Genomic DNA, 16036 nt, shown 5'->3' with positions numbered 1-16036 from the left:
CAGCGCTCACGCGCCTGACCGGTATGGGCACGTCACTCCGGTCACTTCGATTGACGCTCCACGGCACGGTCATTAGGGAAGCCGCACTTACCAGGGAGGAATCCGTTGAGGGACCTGATCAACCGACGAATCGTGCTCGCATCCCGACCCGAAGGCCGGCCCACACGGGAGAACTTCCGCATCGAGGACGTCTCCGTACCGGAGCCCGGCGAAGGTGAGCTCCTGCTGAAGGTCCAGTACCTGTCGCTGGACCCATACATGCGAGGCCGGATGAGCACCGCGAAGTCGTACGCCCGCCCACTGGACCTGGGCGAGGTCATCGTCGGCGGCACCGTCGCCCGCGTCGTCCGCTCCCGACACCCGGGCTACTCGGAAGGCGACATCGTCCTCTCCTACTCAGGCTGGCAGACCTATTCGCTGTCCAAGGGTGAAGTTCTGCGCAAGCTCGACCCGGCCGCCGCCCCTGTCTCCACCGCGCTGGGCGTGCTCGGTATGCCGGGATTCACCGCCTACTCGGGCCTCTTCACGATTGGACGGCCTCAACCCGGTGAGACGGTGGTCGTCGCCGCGGCCAGCGGTCCTGTCGGCGCGACGGTGGGGCAGTTGGCCAGAATCAAGGGGGCGCGCGCGGTGGGCATCGCGGGCGGACCGGAGAAGTGCGCGTACGTGCGTGACGAGCTTGGCTTCGACGCCGTCGTGGACCACCGCGCTCCGGACTTCGCCGAGCGTTTGAAGGAAGCCTGCCCCAAGGGCGTGGACGTGTACTTCGAGAACGTGGGCGGCGCGGTCTGGGACGCCGTCTTCCCGCTCCTCAATCCGTTCGCGCGAGTCCCCGTCTGCGGCCTCATCGCCTGGTACAACAGCACGGGTCCCTTCGAGGGCCCGAACCGGCTGCCCCTCGTCATGCGCGACGTGCTCTCCAAGAGCCTGACGCTGCGAGGCTTCATTCAGACGGAGTTCGTCAGCCAGCTCCCGGATTTCTACCGGGACATGAGCGCATGGGTGCGCGAGGGACGCGTGCGCTACCGCGAGGACATCGTCAACGGGCTCGACCATGCGCCCGAGGCCTTCGTCGGGCTGCTGGAAGGCCGCAACTTCGGCAAGCTCGTGGTGAAGGTGGACCCAACGGCATGACGGCCGACGCGTGAAGCGCCGCCTGCGTGCCCGGAACACTCGGGCACGCAGGGGTAGACTGGCTCAGCTCGGCTTGGCCCGTACGGACTGGAAGGCCCGCGTAGCGGCCGTCACCAGCAGAAGGATGAGGCCACCCGCGATGACGCCGACCACCGCGTCCATCAGCGACGGCACGAGCGCGCCCAGCAGTCCGCCAACGCCTGGCACCGCTGCAGCCGCGGCGGCCGCGTGCGCGATGAAGTGATGCAGGGGCGCGATGCCGTGCGTGAGGATGCCGCCGCCCACCATGAACATGGCGGCCGTGCCCACGATGCCGAGCCCCTTCATCAGGTACGGCGCGGTGGCCAGGATGCCCTGGCCCAGGCTCCGCTTGAGCCCGCCCTCTGCCTTCATCAGGTAGAGCCCCGCGTCGTCGAGCTTCACGATGCCCGCGACCAGGCCGTACACGCCCACCGTCATGAGGAGGGCGATGCCCGTCAGCACGGCGACCTGCATTCCGAAGGTCGCGGCGGTGAGCGTTCCGAGCGAGATGACGACGATTTCGGCGGACAAGATGAAGTCGGTGCGGATGGCGCCCTTGATCTTGTCCTTCTCCATGGCGACCAGGTCCACCGACGGGTCCGCCACTGCATTGATGCGCTCCTGCTTCTGCGCCGCCTGCTCCTCCTTGCCGTGCAGGAACTTGTGGGCCACCTTCTCGAAGCCCTCGAAGCACAAGAAGGCGCCACCCAGCATCAGCAGCGGGGTAATGGCCCAGGGCGCCAGCGCGCTGATGGCCAGCGCCGCGGGCACCAGAATCGCCTTGTTGACCATCGAGCCCTTGGCGACGGCCCAGACGACGGGCAGTTCGCGGTCGGCGCTGACGCCGGAGACCTGCTGGGCATTGAGGGCGAGGTCATCCCCCAGCACGCCAGCGGTCTTTCGGGTCGCGACCTTCGTCATCGCCGCGATGTCGTCCAGCAGGCTGGCAATGTCATCAATCAGGGTGAGGAGGCTGCTTCCGGCCACGTGGTTCGTCCTGGTGTAGAGGGCACGGGCGCGTCTCGAAGACGTCCCAAACCCTGGATATAGCCTGGATTAGGCGCGTCCACGCGGCTTCGAAAGCCACTCCCCCGGCTTTTCCCCCACCCCGCCGCCATCCTCTTTTCCCTGGGTTCACCGGACAGGGCTGTCAGCAAGCGCGCTGGACCTGGCCGGCCGGATGGGGCATGCGTGAGGCCCACCCGCAACCCGAGCCCCACCCGGCCCGGCCATCCCGCGAGAGAAGTCCATGCGAGCCTGCCCGTGCTGCAGGGAGGTGCTGACCGCCGGCATCCTGGGCCTGGGCGTCCGCCGCCTCGCGGGAAGCTGCGAGGTTTGCGGCGACACGGTCTGCCGGTGTGCCTGAGCACACAGGTCCTGGAGGCCGGTGACTTCCGGCAACGCCCGGTGGCGCCCGGCCACGAGAACCGGAAGGCCCGGGGCCGCATCTGCCGCGCCTGCTGGTGGGAACACCTGACGGAGCGAGGCATCAAGCCTCCGTTCCCCGCCCCGCCTGGACAACGCGAGCGGGCCGCCCACGCCGCGAGGTCATCCTGCCAGCACCCGGACGTCACGCAGGCCATGGGCTTCTGCCCCGGCTGCGGCGACGAAGTGGAATGGAAGGCCGAGCACGGCAACCCCGTCTGCGTGGCGTGCGAGGCACCCTCACACCCGCTCTTCAATCACTGCTGGGCATGTGGCGAGTCCTTCGACGAGGCCAACGCGCCCGAGCCCGTGGCCCAGGGCTACCGGCTCGAGTTCGACTGCGACGCGGATGACTGCACCGGGAAGCTGGCGTGGCTGATGCCCTACTGCCCGTGGTGCGGAGAAACGAAGCACTGGGAGCCCGCGAGCGGTGGCGACCTGGAGTGCACGGAGTGCGAGCACCGCCTGGACCGCGCGTGGGCCCACTGCGTGCGGTGTGGCGAAGAGGCCCCCCTGCCAGACGACTGTCTCCGGTGCGGCCAGGACCTGGACGACGCCCCTCCGCAGCGCGCTGCGAGTCGTGCCGCAACATCGTGTGTGGGGACTGCTTCGACACACGCGTGGTTCCATCCTCCTCCGGCGAGCCCCAGGAGCGGCTCCTCTGCACCACCTGCGGCGTGGGCTTCGACCGGCCCGCGCCTCCCGCCGAGCCCCCCGAGGAGGAGGAGGAAGAAGCGGAGGCCGAGGACACCGCCAAGGAAGCCGATGACGCGGACCACACGCCCGACGAGGAGCCTGAGCCTGAACCGGAGCCTCGCACCGAAGCGCCTCGCGCGCCTGAACCGGAGCCGGTGGCATCTGCCTGGGAGGTGCTGGGAATCACGCCCGGCACCCCGCTCGCGGATGCACGGCGAGCCTACCTGTCACTGGTGGCCCAGTATCATCCGGACAAGGTCGCGCAGCTCGGCCCCAAGCTGCAGGCCCTGGCGCAGGAAGAAACGCGCAGGCTCATCGAAGCTTGGGAGTACGTTCGCAGGAAGACTTGACGCAATCCCGGAGCGAGGCCGGACCTCACCCGGTCCGGACCTCGTACCGTCCAGGTTCAGGCGTGAGAGGACGGCTGCACGTCCGCGCCCTCCCGAATCTTGTCGGAGCGCTCCCGCAGCTCTCGCCACGAGTCCTCGAAGTCCTTCTTCAGCTTCGACCAGTTCTCACCATGGCTGCTCATCAATCGGCGCAGCGCGGACTCCGTGTCCTGGAGTGAGCGACGGATGAACTGGAGTTCCTGCCGCGTGAGCCGTGAGTCCTCGGCCCGGGACTGCGCGGCGGACGCCTCCCAACCATCCACCTGCGCGCCAAGCGCTCGAAGCTCCGCCTCACGCTTGCGCTCGTAGCCGGCACGGACGAGCGCCATCTTGGCTTCCATCTCGATGACGGCCTGGTTGGTGTCGTCGTAGGACTTCCGGAGTTCGGCCTTGCCCTGGTCGAAGTTCTGCGTCTGTCGCTTGCTCAGCTCCTCCAGCTTGATGCGGAACTGGTCGAAGACGCGGCGAATGCCGGACATGTCCTTGAGCTCATCGCTCGCCTGGCGGACGTCTGCCTGCGCCTCCGTTTCGGCAATCCGGGCGTCGAGCCTCCGCTTCTCCGCGTCCATCTGCTTCACATAGGCCTCTTGCTCCGTCATGACGCGTGTCTCCTTCCGCGCGACCTTCCGGGCGCGGCGCTGTGCTGACGTCATGAATGAGGGCTCACCCCCATGGACGCACACACTGCGACGGACGAGGCCCGGGCGTCCGGCTCACCGGGCCAACTGCGGACGGAGCGTACTCCCGGCGGCTCGCTGCCCTCTTGAACTCCCCGACAGGCCTGAATCCCCCATTGCATGTCAGGGCGAGACGCCATGCTGCGTCGAGGGCGACAACCCACTCTTCAGAAAAATCGGAAGTACCGTCATGCCGAAGCTGAACCAGATCATCGCCGTCGAGAAGGGCGTCAAGAACCGCTCGCAGCAAGAGCTGACCCAAGCTCATCACGACCTCCAGAAGCCGCAGTTGCTCAGCGGCATCTCCCGCACGTATCAGCCCCGCGACGAGGAGGGTGAGCGCTTCCCCCCCGAATCCACCCGCGTGCAGGTACGAACGCAAGACGTCCTCAAGAAGACGCAAGAGATTCTCACCCGGCTCTTCGACGTCACCGCCACCAAGGACCTCACCAACTGTCACGCGAAGGCGGACGTGCGCGTGGATGGCCGGGTCCTGCTCAAGGGTGTTCCCGCCACGTATCTGCTCTTCCTGGAGAAGCAGTTGGTGGACCTTCACACCTTCGTGAAGAAGCTGCCCACGCTGGACCCGTCGGAGTCGTGGGTTCCCGACCCGGCGCAGGGCCTGTGGGCCACCGAGCCCGTGCAGACGGCGAAGACGAAGAAGGTCCCCCGCAACCACGTGAAGTCCGAGGCCACCGAGAAGCACCCGGCCCAGGTGGAGGTCTATTACGAGGACATCGTCGTCGGTTACTGGAAGACGGTGAAGTTCTCGGGGGCGCTCCCCGCCACGCGCATGAATGACCTGCTGGAGCGCGTGGAGAAATTGCAGCAGGCCGTCAAGTTCGCCCGCGAAGAGGCGAACGCCGTCGAGGTGGAGGAAATGAAGGCAGGCGAGGCCCTCCTCGGCTACCTGTTCGGCTAGAATCACAGCCGCAGACCTTTTGGAGTCCAGACTCAAACTCAGCAGCAACCTTACGCCGAGCGTTCTCCGGCCGTCCCTCAGTGCAGGTTCGAGCCCTGCCCCCGCCATTCAACACCACCTGCGGCGGGGTAGCCCAATCACGGTAGAGGCAGGCGGCATCACGAGCGCGCGAAGCACCCCAAACTCAAATTCTCACTCCAGACTCAGCATTCGCTGTCGCAGGCCCGATCAACCGTTCCCGCCCCCTCCCTCGTGATGCTGGTGCAATTCCAGCCCGCCGCTCCATTTTCCCTTACGCGGCGGTCGTTCAATCGCAGGACCCGAGGTCTCAACCGCAGGCAGGAACTTAAACGTGCGGGTCTCATCCATGGCAGCACCCCGAGCCCGGGCAGGAGGACACCCTGCTCGGGCTCACTCTTTTCCAGCGGCGCGGCGGGACTTGAGCGCCATCACCGACGAGACGCAGGCGGACATCATCGCGCGGGGCAAGTCTCCCGACGTGGAGGCGCTCGTCGGCATCAACTACGGCGTGGCCACGCGCGACGACAAATGCGCCCTGGAGTTCGAGCGGCTGCCGAAGTCCCGGCCGTTCACGGTGGACAGCTATCGCGTGGCCCGGCGAGAGGAGACGTTCAGCCCCGACGTGGCGGCGAATGTGCCGCCGCCCGGCGAGGCCGAGGTGCCGCTCAGCCAGAAGCCCAAGCCGGTGCGCTTCGAGACGGTCCTCACGGTGGCCCCGGAGCGCACCACACGCGAGTTCCCCACGGGGACGCTCTACGTGCCCACGGCCCAGCGCGCCGGCACGCTCGCCGTGTACCTGCTGGAGCCCCACTCGGACGACGGCTTCTGCCGCTGGCAGTTCCTCGACGGCGCCATCACCCCGGGTGAGCTGTACCCGGTGCACCGCGTGGTGGGCTCCGCCACCGCGCCAAAGAAGGCGGAGTAACCCCGCCGCCGGACCTGGCGGGGTCTCGCGGCGGGCGCTCAGTGGCGCCGGCCGTGGGGACGCCGGTCGTCACGGACTTCCCGCCGGGTCTGGTTCAGCTCCCGCTCCGCCACCTGGATGAGCTCCAGGATGAGCGTGCGCTTGTAGCTCAGGGCTCCGGGCTGCCGCAGGCCCTCAATTTCGTCGAGCTCGCGGGCGATGGCCTTCCGGGTCCGCAGCGCGGCGTGCTCGGCGCGCAGGTCGTTCCGGGCGTCGGCCGCGGAGGCACGGCCCCACATGGTCGCCCGGGGGCCGCCCCACTGGGCCACGCGCGCATCCCGCCGGCTCCGCCGCGCCTGCGCCCAGTCCTTGGACAGCTCCCGCTCGCTCTCCGCCAGTTCGGCACGGAGGAGCTTGCGCAGACTGAACTCCACGTTCGCCATCTGCCGTTCGCTCCGGCTGCGCCACGCGGCGTCGAAGCGGGCCAGCAGGTTGCGCAGGTCCTCCAGGTCGCGGCGGTCATCGCGCAGCTCGCTCCGCTCCACGCGCGTGGGACGGGGGCCGTAACCCTGGGCCTGCGCACTGCCAGTGAGGAGAAGGGCTGCGACCAGCGCGGATGCGATGCGGTTCATGGGGTGCGTCCTCGTGAGCTCAGGGCCCGCCGTCGTGTTCATGAGGACAGACGCATGCACCGCGGCTCTATTCAGCCCCCTACTCCTTGCGCAGCAGCACGAACTCCACGCGGCGGTTCAGCTCGCGCCCGCGAGGCAGCAGGTTCGGCGCCTTGGGCCGGGTGTCCCCCAGGCCCACGGTTTCGATGCGCGACGCGTCCAGTCCCGCGTCGACCAGGGCCTTGGCCACGGCTGCGGCGCGGGCTTCGGACAGCGCCTTGCGGGCGGCCGCCGCGGGGCGTTCGCGGTTGTCGGTGTGCCCTTCAATGCGAAGCCGGAGCTTCTCGTCCCGCACGAACATGTCCATCAGCAGGGCCAGTCCCGCGGTCGTTCCCTTGCGTGGCGCGGCCTGCTTCTCCGCGAAGCGCGGCATGCGCGGCAGCTCCACGACCTCCTTCTTCAGGCGGACCTTCTGGGACTTCGACACCGGTGCCTTCACCAGGGCGAAGGACACCGTGGGCACCGCCTCCCGGGAGAGCGTCACCTTTCGCGTCTGCGCCAGGTAGCCCTGGGACAGGACGTCCAGCCGGTACTCTCCGGGCGGCAGCATGACCTCCACCGGATTGCGCGCCTTGCGGTCCACCATCACCCGCTGCGGCGCCCCGGTGGCGGACTTCACGTACACGGTGGCCGCGGCGGGCCGCTTCCCCGCGAGCACCTTCAGCAGCAGCTTCGCGGGCGCCACCGGCCCTTGCTCGGGCGCCTCCACCGTCTTCACGGGCGCGGCGACGGGCGGCGTCGGCGAGATGGGGGTCGTCACGGGGGCGGGGTCGGCTTCGCGGGAGCCTGCGCCACCGCGGCCACGGGCGCCCCCGCATCCGGCACGTCGGGAATGGCCACGTCCGCCATGGCGGCCGTCATCTCCGCCTTCACGTCATGGGACAGCTTCAGCTTCAGCCGGGGGTCCGGCGCGGTGGGGTTGATGGCGGGCAGCACCCGCACCCGCGCCCGCAGTCCGCGCTGCACCTGCACCGTCACCGACGCCGTCAGCTTCCAGAGGAAGCCGCTCTCCTCGCTGAAGAGGTTCCAGGACTCGTTGGCGTAGGTGACGTGCGAGACGAGCGTGTAGGAGCCCTCCTCCACCGTGAGCACCGCGAGCCGGTGCAGCCCGGGGCCGTTGAGCTTGTCCAGGCCGGGGATGGCCAGGGGCTGGCCGTTGACGAGGAAGTCCGCCTCCACCAGCTTGTAGCCGCGCGACGTGCCCGCTCCGGGCAGGCCCTCGAAGGAGATGACGATCTCCGGCGGCGGCGTCTTCACCATCTCCTGGAGCTGACGGTCCAGGTCCTCGCGCGCCCGCTGCTCCACGGCGGACGGCTCCGCCGCGCGCGCGGAGGTGGCGAGCAGTGCCATGAAAACCAGAAGGGGAACTTGAACGGAGATGGCGGCCACGGGGGCTCACAGCATCGCACAACCTGGCGGCTCCGCGAGTTGTCCGCCACCCAAGCTGACGACCAGCCGGCCCTCGCCCACCTTCCCTCCTCTGTCCATGTATCAGGCTGTATCTGGAGTGAAGGGACTTGTAGCTCCCATGCTGGGAGGTTTTCTCACGCCACGAGTTCCAACTACCCACGAGGGCCGCATCAGCGCTACGCCTACGGGTATGACCGACTTCCAGTTCCAGGACATGCTGCCGCTGGGCAAGGACGAGACACCATACCGGCTGCTCTCCAAGGACCACGTCTCCACCTTCGAAGCCGGCGGACGCACCTTCCTCCAGGTCGCGCCCGAGGCGCTCACCCTGCTCACCCGCGAGGCCATGCGCGACATCGCGCACCTGCTGCGCCCCGGGCACCTGAAGCAGCTCTCCCACATCCTTGAGGACCCCGAGGCGTCGTCCAACGACCGCTTCGTGGCGCTGGAGCTGCTGAAGAACGCCAACATCGCGGCCGGCGGCGTGCTGCCCTCCTGCCAGGACACGGGCACCGCCATCGTCATGGGCAAGAAGGGCCAGTACGTCATCACCGGCGGCAATGACGAGGAGGCCATCTCCCGCGGCGTGTTCGAGACGTACCAGACGTCGAACCTGCGCTACTCGCAGATGGCGCCGCTGGACATGTACAAGGAGGTCAACACCGGCAACAACCTGCCCGCGCAGATCGAGCTCTACGCGACGGACGGTGACGCCTACAAGTTCCTCTTCATGGCGAAGGGCGGCGGCTCCGCCAACAAGAGCTACCTGTTCCAGGAGACGAAGGCGCTGCTCAACCCGCAGAGCCTCCTGAACTTCGTGGACGCGAAGATCCGCTCGCTGGGCACCGCGGCCTGTCCGCCGTACCACCTGGCCATCGTCATTGGCGGCACCTCCGCCGAATACGCGCTGAAGACGGCCAAGTACGCCTCCGCGCGCTACCTGGATTCGCTCCCCACCGAGGGCAACAAGCTCGGCCGCGGCTTCCGCGACGTGGCTCTGGAGCAGGAGATCCTCAAGCTCACGCAGCGCACCGGCATTGGCGCGCAGTTCGGCGGCAAGTACTTCTGCCACGACGTGCGCGTCATCCGCCTGCCCCGCCACGGCGCGTCCTGCCCGGTGGCCATCGCGGTGTCGTGCTCGGCGGACCGGCAGATCCTGGGGAAGATCACCCGGGACGGCATCTTCCTGGAGCAGTTGGAGGCCGACCCGGCGAAGTACCTGCCGGAGACGACGGACGGGGAGCTGGGCGGCGAGGTGGTGAAGATCGACCTCAACCGCCCCATGAGCGAGATTCGCGCAGAGCTGTCGCGCTACCCCATCAAGACGCGCCTGTCGCTCAGCGGCCCCCTGGTGGTGGCGCGCGACATCGCCCACGCGAAGATCAAGGAGGTGCTGGACGCCGGCAACGGCATGCCCCAGTACCTCAAGGACTACATGGTCTACTACGCGGGCCCGGCGAAGACGCCGGAAGGCTATGCCTCGGGCTCCTTCGGCCCGACGACGGCCGGCCGCATGGACGCGTATGTGGACCAGTTCCAGGCCGCGGGCGGCAGCTTCGTGATGCTGGCCAAGGGCAACCGCTCCCCCGCCGTCACCGAGGCCTGCAAGAAGCACGGTGGCTTCTATCTGGGCTCCATCGGCGGCCCGGCGGCGCGGCTGGCCAAGGACTGCATCACCAAGGTGGAGGTGCTCGAGTACGCCGAGCTGGGCATGGAAGCCGTCTGGAAGATTGAAGTGGTGGACTTCCCGGCCTTCATCGTCGTGGACGACAAGGGCAACGACTTCTTCGCCAACATCAACAAGCCGTCGGCGGCGAAGAAGGCCTGAACGGGAGCCACCCGCCCTTGACGTTCAGGGCCGAGGCGGCTCCCCGTCCTTGGGAGCCGCCGTGGCGGAGGCGCGGCGCTTCGGGATGATGGAGCGCCGCGGCCCCTTGAGGGCCACGCCCAACAGCATGGTGGCAGGGAGCAGCATTCCCAGCCCCTGACTGAAGTTGTCAGGGGGCTTCACGATGGCCCCCAACACCAACACGGAGAACAGCAGGCCACAGACGAGCCGGACGGCGAGAGCGTTCACGCCTCCAGCCTAGACAGCCCGTGGCCGCTGTCCACCGGACCGTACCGCGGGGCTACCAGATCTTGACGCGCTGCTCGGGCGGCAGCCAGGTGGCGTCCCCCTCCTTCACGCCGAAGGCCTCGTAGAACTCCGGCATGTTCCGCACCACGCCGTTGACGCGGTACCGCGGCGGCGAGTGGGTGTCGGTCAGCAGCATCTGCCGCATGGCATCGTCCCGGTACACGCCCCGCCAGATCTGCCCCCAGCCCAGGAAGAAGCGCTGGTCGCCGGAGAAGCCGTCGATGACGGGCGGCGTCTTGCCCTGGGTGGACAGCTTGTAGGCCTGGTACGCCACGGTGAGGCCGCTCAGGTCGCCGATGTTCTCCCCCAGCGTGAGCTTGCCGTTGACGTTCATGGCCTCCAGCGGGCTGAAGCCGTTGTACTGATTCACCAGCATGTTGGTGCGCTGCTCGAAGCCCGACTTGTCCTCGGGCGTCCACCAGTCACGCAGGTTGCCGTCGCCGTCGGAGCGGCTGCCCTGGTCGTCGAAGCCGTGGCTGAACTCGTGGCCGATGACGCCGCCGATGGCACCGTAGTTCGTCGCGTCGTCCGCCTCCGGATTGAAGAACGGCGGCTGGAGGATGGCGGCCGGGAAGACAATCTCGTTCATCGTGGAGCTGTAGTAGGCATTCACCGTCTGCGGCGTCATGCCCCACTCCTCGCGGTCGATGGGCTTGCCCAGCTTGCCCACCGCGCGCTGGTGATCGAACAGCTCGCCCCGACGGACGTTGCCCACCAAATCACCGACGACGATGTCCAACGACGAGTAATCCCGCCACTTGTCCGGGTAGCCAATCTTCACGCCGAACTTCTCCAGCTTGGCCTGGGCCTGCGCCTTGGTGGCGGGGCTCATCCAGTCCAGTCCGTCGATGCCCTTGCGGAAGGCCTCGCGCAGGTTGGCCACCAGCTCCTGCATGCGCTTCTTGGAGTCGGGGCTGAAGTGGCGCTCCACGTAGAGCTGGCCCACGGCCTCGCCGACGACCTCGTTCACCTGGGCCACGCCGCGCTTCCAACGCGGCCGGTTCTCCTCCAGGCCCTGGAGCGTCTTGCCGCGGAACTCGAAGTGCGCCTGCTCGAAGGCGCTGCTGAGCAGCGGCGCGCGGGTGTCCAGCACCTTCAGCGCCAGGTACTGCTTGATGACCGGCAGCGGCGTGGACTTCAGCAACCCGCCCAGGGCCTCCAGGTAGTCCGGCTGACGGACGATGACGGAGGGCGTGGCCTCCGCACCGGACGCCTTGAGGAAGCGGCCCCAGGAGAAGCCCGGCGTCAGCGCGTCCAGCTCCGCGACCGTCTTGGGGTTGTACGTCTTCTCCCGGTCGCGGTTGCGTGCCCGGTCCCACTGCTTCGCGGCCAGCGCCGTCTCGAACGCCATCACGTCCTGGGCGGCCTTCTTCGCGTTCTTCTCACCGGCCAGCGTGAGCAGCTTCTCGATGTAGGCCACGTACGCGGCGCGGACCTCGACGAAGCGCGGCTCCTGCTTGGTGTAGTAGTCCCGGTCCGGCAGGCCCAGGCCCAGCTGCGTGGCGTAGACGATGTAACGCGTGGCCTGCTTCTGGTCCTGGCCCACGAAGATGCCGAACGGCACCGGCACGCCTTCGCGCAGCAGCGACGCGAACAGCTCCGGCAGCGCGTCCGCGCGCTTCACGGCCTTCACGCGCGCCAGCTCGTCACTCACCGGCTTCAGGCCCAGCGACTCGATGTGCTGGGTGTCCATGAAGCTGTTGTAGAGGTCCCCCACCTTCTGCGCGGTGGAGCCGGGGTGGCGCTCCTTCGCCGCGGCGGACTCCTCGATGATGGCGCGCATGGCCAGCTCGGCCTTGTCCGCCAGCTCGATGAAGGTACCGTAGCGCGCGCGGTCCGCCGGAATGGACGTCGTCTTCAGCCAGTTGCCGTTGACGAAGGCGTAGAAGTCGTCCTGCGGCCGGACATCGCGGTCCAGGTGCTTCAGCTCCACGCCCAGCGAACGGACGGCTTCCGCGGAAGCGGCCTGGGCGGCGGGCACGGCCGGAGGAGGCGCATCATCGGAGGGGGCCGGCTGCTGCGTGGTGGCACAACCGGTGAGGAGCAGGGTGCCCAAGGCGCTGCGGGCCCAGGCACGGCGGGAGAAGGTCTTCAGGGGGCTCAATGCGGCTCCGTGAGGAAGTGAGGGGCGGCGAATGCTGCCAGACGCGGAGGGTCGTCGTCCCTCCGGGCAGGCAGGAAAAACACCCGGGCCCGTCCCCTATTCCATGGAGCGGGCCCCACCCGCACCTTTCGCGCGGTGGGGCCCCTCGCAGCGTGCGCTAACGCTGCGGCTGGCCCAGCACCGGCGCCGGTACAGGCGTGGGCGCTGGCGCGGCGGGCGGGGCGACGGGCGTCACCGCGACGTCCTGGGCCAGTGCGTCCACGTCGTGGAAGCCCTTGGCGCTCACCTCGGCGCCCCGGTACAGGGCCCAGCCCGGCAGGCCGCGCTGGTAGGCGCGCGTCATGTGCCAGAGCTGAAGTCCACTGTTGGACACGAACAGGTACATCGACCGCTTCGGGTTCCACGGGTTCGGCAGCGCGACGGCCAGGCCATCATCCGGGCGGCCGTACGTCTTGCCCTGCCAGCGGAAGTAGCGCCGCCCCAGCTCCACGGGGAGCTTCTTCTCGGCCGCCAGCCGCGCCAGCAGCGCGTTGTCCTCCGCGCCGCCGAAGAGGACCAGGTCCCGGTCCGCCAGCTCCGCGTCCGTCACCTCGGCGTCCGGCTTGATGGGCATCAGGTACTCCACGAACGCGTCCGCCAGCACCTCCCGGTAGCCCAGCGCCAGCGTGCGCATGGACTCCGTCTGGCGCGCTGTGCCGTGCACCAGGAGCAGCTTCTCCCAGGCGTCGAGCTGGTTCGACAGCGTCTGGTGGTGCTCGCGCGGCACCGGGATGTCATTGCCGGCGTTGAACACCACGCGGACGGGCGGCTCCGCCGTGCGGAAGGTGAACGTCTCGTTGAGGCCCTTCACCTCCACGCGCTCCAGCGTGGCGCCCTTCGCGGTGCGCACCTCCACCATCGCAACGAAGTGCCAGGGGCGCGAGCCGGGCTGCTCCACCTTCAGCGTCACCTCGTAGCCGTCCTTCACCTGCGCGGCGCTGGCTCGGATGCGCGGCTGCGGCAGTCCGGTCTGCTCCACCCACTGCGACACGAAGAGGCCCACGTCCCTGCCGGTGGCCTCCAGCACCGCGCGCTTGAAGTCCGCGGTGGTGACGTTCTTGTTGGCGTAGCGGCCATGCAGGGCGTTCATCGCCTTGGAGAAGTGGGCGTTGCCCAGCAGCAACCGGAGCTGGTGCAGCAGGAAGGTGCCCTTGATGCGCGGCAGCATGTAGGTGCCGTAGCGGCCGTAGTCCGTCTTCGCGGAGGCCGGCACCACGTCCGCCTCGCGCGAGGTGGTGAAGAGGTAGCGCGCGTTGAGGTCTGCCAGTGCGTTGCGCTGGTACTCGAAGGCCTTGTCGGACGTGTCTCCGTCCGCCGGCAGGTCCTTGAGCAGCTTCCAATACGCGGCGGTGCCGCTGACCAGCCAGTTCTCTCCGTCCGTCGCGGGAAACACGGTGTTGGCCCACAGCAAGGGCCTGCCGAAGACGAACGCGTCCTTCACCTTCGACACGTCGCGCTTGAGGGCGGCCGGCTCCGCGGGAGGCGTCCACCCCTTGCGCGCGGCCCCCAGCTTCTCCGCGACGAAGACGGGGCTGAAGGCCGTGTAGCCCAGCGACAGGTGCGGCGTGGCGCCGGGCAGGTCGGGAATCCACCGGCCGCCCACCATCTTCTCGCGCAGCGTCGTCTTGCCGTAGTGGGCCAGGAACATCAGCTTCTGGGCCATCTCCGACGTGGTGACCTTGCCATCACACGCGTGGGGCCGGTTGATGGGGCTGGAGGCCATCATCCGGATGGCGGTGTCCAGGTCGAAGCCCTTCTTGCCGTACTTCGCGTAGTACTCCCAGAAGGCGATGTCGCGGTTCCAGGTGTTGAAGGACAGGTCCACCGGAGCGTTGTCCGGGTTGGGCACGTACTCCTTGCGCACCTCCAAATCCCGGTTGTTGTTGTTGGCCCAGATGAAGTCCTTGAGATTGCCCGGCGTGTCCCCGGCCTGCCCCTTGCCGCCGGTGCGCCACAGGCGAGTCTTCTTCGTCCCCAGCAGCAGGCACGCGCCCTCGTCCGTCTTCGTGTCCGCCAACGTCCAGTCGTTGGTATAGAGGCCGTTGTTGCCGTCCTTCATGATGCGGGCGACGTCGTCGATGGACGACGCGTACTGCGCGGCCTTGCGGATGCGGTTGCTCTGGGGCGTGCCATTCATGTCGAACGGCGACTGACCCACCGTCGTCTCGCCAATGACGATGCCGGCGGCATTGACGTACCAGTCCGAGCCGCTGTGGATGCCACCCGGGAAGGTCTGCATCACGAAGCGGTGGCCCTTGGTGGGCTTCACGTCCAGCACCACGTCCCAGTGCACGCCCGTGTAGCCGCCCCACATGAAAATCTGTCCCATGATGGCGCGGCCATCCGGGGTGGCGGACTTGGTGGCCACGAAGGAGGAGCAGTGGTCCCCCTTCCCCGCCCGCTCCGCGTCCTCCTCCGCCTTGAGGAAGGTGCGGCCGGTGAGCGGCGTGCCCGTGGCCCGATTCGCCTCGGCGAGCTGCCCCGCGTCCACGGCGGAGTTGAGCGTGACGATGTCCAGCAGGTCCAGCTCGCGGTCCTTGAACTTCGCGCCCGCCTTGTTGGCGCCGTCCGCGATGCCCTTCATCTCCTCCAGGAACTCCGCGTCGTACTTGCGCAGGAAGAGCGCGTCCGCGAGCAGCCGCTGGTGGTTCCACCCCTTGGAGGCGTCCGTCTTGTCCTTCTCGATGCCGAGCTTCTCCATGTAGCGGACGATTTCCTGAGGCACCAACTGGCCGAACTGGTGGCCCCGCTCGTAGGGCTCGCCCTCGATGTGGACGTAGATCCACCCGCCCTCGTCATAGCGGAAGCCCTTGCCGGCCCAGCGCACCGACTCCAGCGGAATGTAGGCGGTGATGTCGTCCACCTTCTCGATGCGGACGTCGTCGAACCAGGCGGTGCCCGTGGCCTTGCCGTTGCGGCCCAGGTGGAGCTGCACCCGGTCCGAGGACTGGGTGGCGAAGAAGAGCACCGACGCGCGGCCTCCCGCTTCCGCTGCGGGCGCGGGTGAGCAGTTGGTGAAGGGGAAGCTCTTCATCGACAGGCAGGCGCCGTGCGCCGTGGGGTAGCGCGCCTGCGGGTCCGTCTGGACGCCTCGCGTGCGCACCCAGGCGCTGAGCCGATAGAGCTGGCCCACATGGAGCTTCATCGCCTCGGACTCCACCGTTGTCTCGGCGCCGCCCACCGGGTTCTCGATGGCCAGGCCCCGAGCGCCCTCCACCTTCGCCGCGGCGCTGCCGGATGCCTTCCCCTGCCCTCGAGACTTCCAGAAGGCGGGGAGCGAGCCGGAGCCGCCCGCAATCTCGAAGTTCCCGTTGGGCACGGCGACGGGCGTGGAGGCGGGCGCGGCGGCCCAGGAGGGTGCCGCGTGAAGCGTGCTCGCGGACAGCAGCAGCGCGCCAAGCAGCTTGGACGTCATGCGAAAGGAGGACATGAGGCTCCCAGCCCGGAAGGGACACCGGGCGACGGGTAGAGGTGGCCGGGGCGCAT

Annotated in this window: 13 protein-coding genes; 5 read left to right on the top strand and 8 right to left on the bottom strand. The window is 68.4% G+C overall.

From position 1 onward, the window contains the following. Positions 1–132: 132 nt before the first annotated feature. A complete protein-coding gene (locus QEG98_RS16720; RefSeq protein WP_316567369.1) occupies positions 133–1134 on the top strand; it encodes an NADP-dependent oxidoreductase in 1002 nt (333 codons plus the stop codon). Positions 1135–1197: 63 nt separating this feature from the next. Here QEG98_RS16720 and QEG98_RS16715 read toward each other — a convergent pair whose 3' ends face one another. Beyond that, the gene (locus tag QEG98_RS16715; RefSeq protein ID WP_316567368.1) at positions 1198–2142 is read right to left on the bottom strand and encodes a DUF808 domain-containing protein; all 945 of its coding nucleotides are present in this window, start codon (positions 2140–2142) and stop codon (positions 1198–1200) included. Between the two features lie 1058 nt (positions 2143–3200). Between QEG98_RS16715 and QEG98_RS16710 the strand changes: the two genes are divergently transcribed. Next, positions 3201–3626, top strand: a complete 426-nt coding sequence (locus QEG98_RS16710) for a J domain-containing protein (protein ID WP_316567367.1) — start codon at positions 3201–3203, stop codon at positions 3624–3626. Between the two features lie 56 nt (positions 3627–3682). On the opposite strand, the gene QEG98_RS16705 is transcribed toward QEG98_RS16710, so the two are convergent. After that, positions 3683–4264, bottom strand: coding sequence for a hypothetical protein (locus tag QEG98_RS16705; RefSeq protein ID WP_316567366.1), 582 nt, complete (start codon positions 4262–4264; stop codon positions 3683–3685). Positions 4265–4532: 268 nt separating this feature from the next. On the opposite strand from QEG98_RS16705, the gene QEG98_RS16700 reads away from it, so the two are divergent. Further along, complete coding sequence (locus QEG98_RS16700) at positions 4533–5264, top strand: hypothetical protein (RefSeq protein WP_026114162.1); 732 nt, start codon at positions 4533–4535, stop codon at positions 5262–5264. A 439-nt stretch (positions 5265–5703) separates the two neighbouring features. Further along, positions 5704–6210, top strand: a complete 507-nt coding sequence (locus tag QEG98_RS16695) for a hypothetical protein (protein ID WP_316567365.1) — start codon at positions 5704–5706, stop codon at positions 6208–6210. Between the two features lie 38 nt (positions 6211–6248). On the opposite strand, the gene QEG98_RS16690 is transcribed toward QEG98_RS16695, so the two are convergent. From QEG98_RS16690 to QEG98_RS16680, 3 genes are all read right to left on the bottom strand, one after another. After that, the gene (locus QEG98_RS16690) at positions 6249–6821 is read right to left on the bottom strand and encodes a hypothetical protein (RefSeq protein WP_316567364.1); all 573 of its coding nucleotides are present in this window, start codon (positions 6819–6821) and stop codon (positions 6249–6251) included. 79 nt (positions 6822–6900) lie between these two features. Continuing rightward, entirely contained in the window at positions 6901–7620 is a 720-nt protein-coding gene (locus QEG98_RS16685; protein WP_316567363.1) for an OmpA family protein, read from the bottom strand. Continuing rightward, the gene (locus QEG98_RS16680; protein WP_316567362.1) at positions 7617–8210 is read right to left on the bottom strand and encodes a hypothetical protein; all 594 of its coding nucleotides are present in this window, start codon (positions 8208–8210) and stop codon (positions 7617–7619) included. The genes QEG98_RS16685 and QEG98_RS16680 overlap by 4 nt, the downstream gene beginning before the upstream one ends. Positions 8211–8460: 250 nt before the next feature. Between QEG98_RS16680 and QEG98_RS16675 the strand changes: the two genes are divergently transcribed. After that, positions 8461–10098, top strand: coding sequence for a fumarate hydratase (locus QEG98_RS16675; protein ID WP_167371214.1), 1638 nt, complete (start codon positions 8461–8463; stop codon positions 10096–10098). A 24-nt stretch (positions 10099–10122) separates the two neighbouring features. Here the strand turns inward: QEG98_RS16675 and QEG98_RS16670 are convergent, their stop codons facing one another. The 3 genes from QEG98_RS16670 to QEG98_RS16660 form a co-directional block, all read right to left on the bottom strand. Beyond that, a complete protein-coding gene (locus tag QEG98_RS16670; protein WP_090494796.1) occupies positions 10123–10347 on the bottom strand; it encodes a hypothetical protein in 225 nt (74 codons plus the stop codon). 52 nt (positions 10348–10399) lie between these two features. After that, entirely contained in the window at positions 10400–12511 is a 2112-nt protein-coding gene (locus tag QEG98_RS16665) for a M13 family metallopeptidase (protein ID WP_316567361.1), read from the bottom strand. Positions 12512–12668: 157 nt separating this feature from the next. Then, positions 12669–15980 carry a C45 family autoproteolytic acyltransferase/hydolase gene (locus QEG98_RS16660; protein WP_316567360.1) on the bottom strand — a complete coding sequence of 1104 codons (3312 nt, stop codon included), beginning with the start codon at positions 15978–15980 and terminating at the stop codon, positions 12669–12671. Positions 15981–16036: the final 56 nt, after the last annotated feature.

Origin of the sequence: Myxococcus sp. MxC21-1 (genome assembly GCF_032612255.1) — a bacterium.
GTDB classification, from domain to species: Bacteria; Myxococcota; Myxococcia; order Myxococcales; family Myxococcaceae; genus Myxococcus; species Myxococcus virescens.
This window is presented reverse-complemented; position numbering and strand designations above follow the sequence as displayed.

What these genes read in the sequence shown, in the direction of transcription:
- QEG98_RS16690 (WP_316567364.1), bottom strand. Translation starts at nt 6,821, where the DNA reads ATGAACCGCATCGCATCCGCGCTGGTCGCAGCCCTTCTCCTCACTGGC.
- QEG98_RS16660 (WP_316567360.1), bottom strand. Translation starts at nt 15,980, where the DNA reads ATGTCCTCCTTTCGCATGACGTCCAAGCTGCTTGGCGCGCTGCTGCTG.
- QEG98_RS16705 (WP_316567366.1), bottom strand. Translation starts at nt 4,264, where the DNA reads ATGACGGAGCAAGAGGCCTATGTGAAGCAGATGGACGCGGAGAAGCGG.
- QEG98_RS16675 (WP_167371214.1), top strand. Translation starts at nt 8,461, where the DNA reads ATGACCGACTTCCAGTTCCAGGACATGCTGCCGCTGGGCAAGGACGAG.
- QEG98_RS16680 (WP_316567362.1), bottom strand. Translation starts at nt 8,210, where the DNA reads ATGGCACTGCTCGCCACCTCCGCGCGCGCGGCGGAGCCGTCCGCCGTG.
- QEG98_RS16700 (WP_026114162.1), top strand. Translation starts at nt 4,533, where the DNA reads ATGCCGAAGCTGAACCAGATCATCGCCGTCGAGAAGGGCGTCAAGAAC.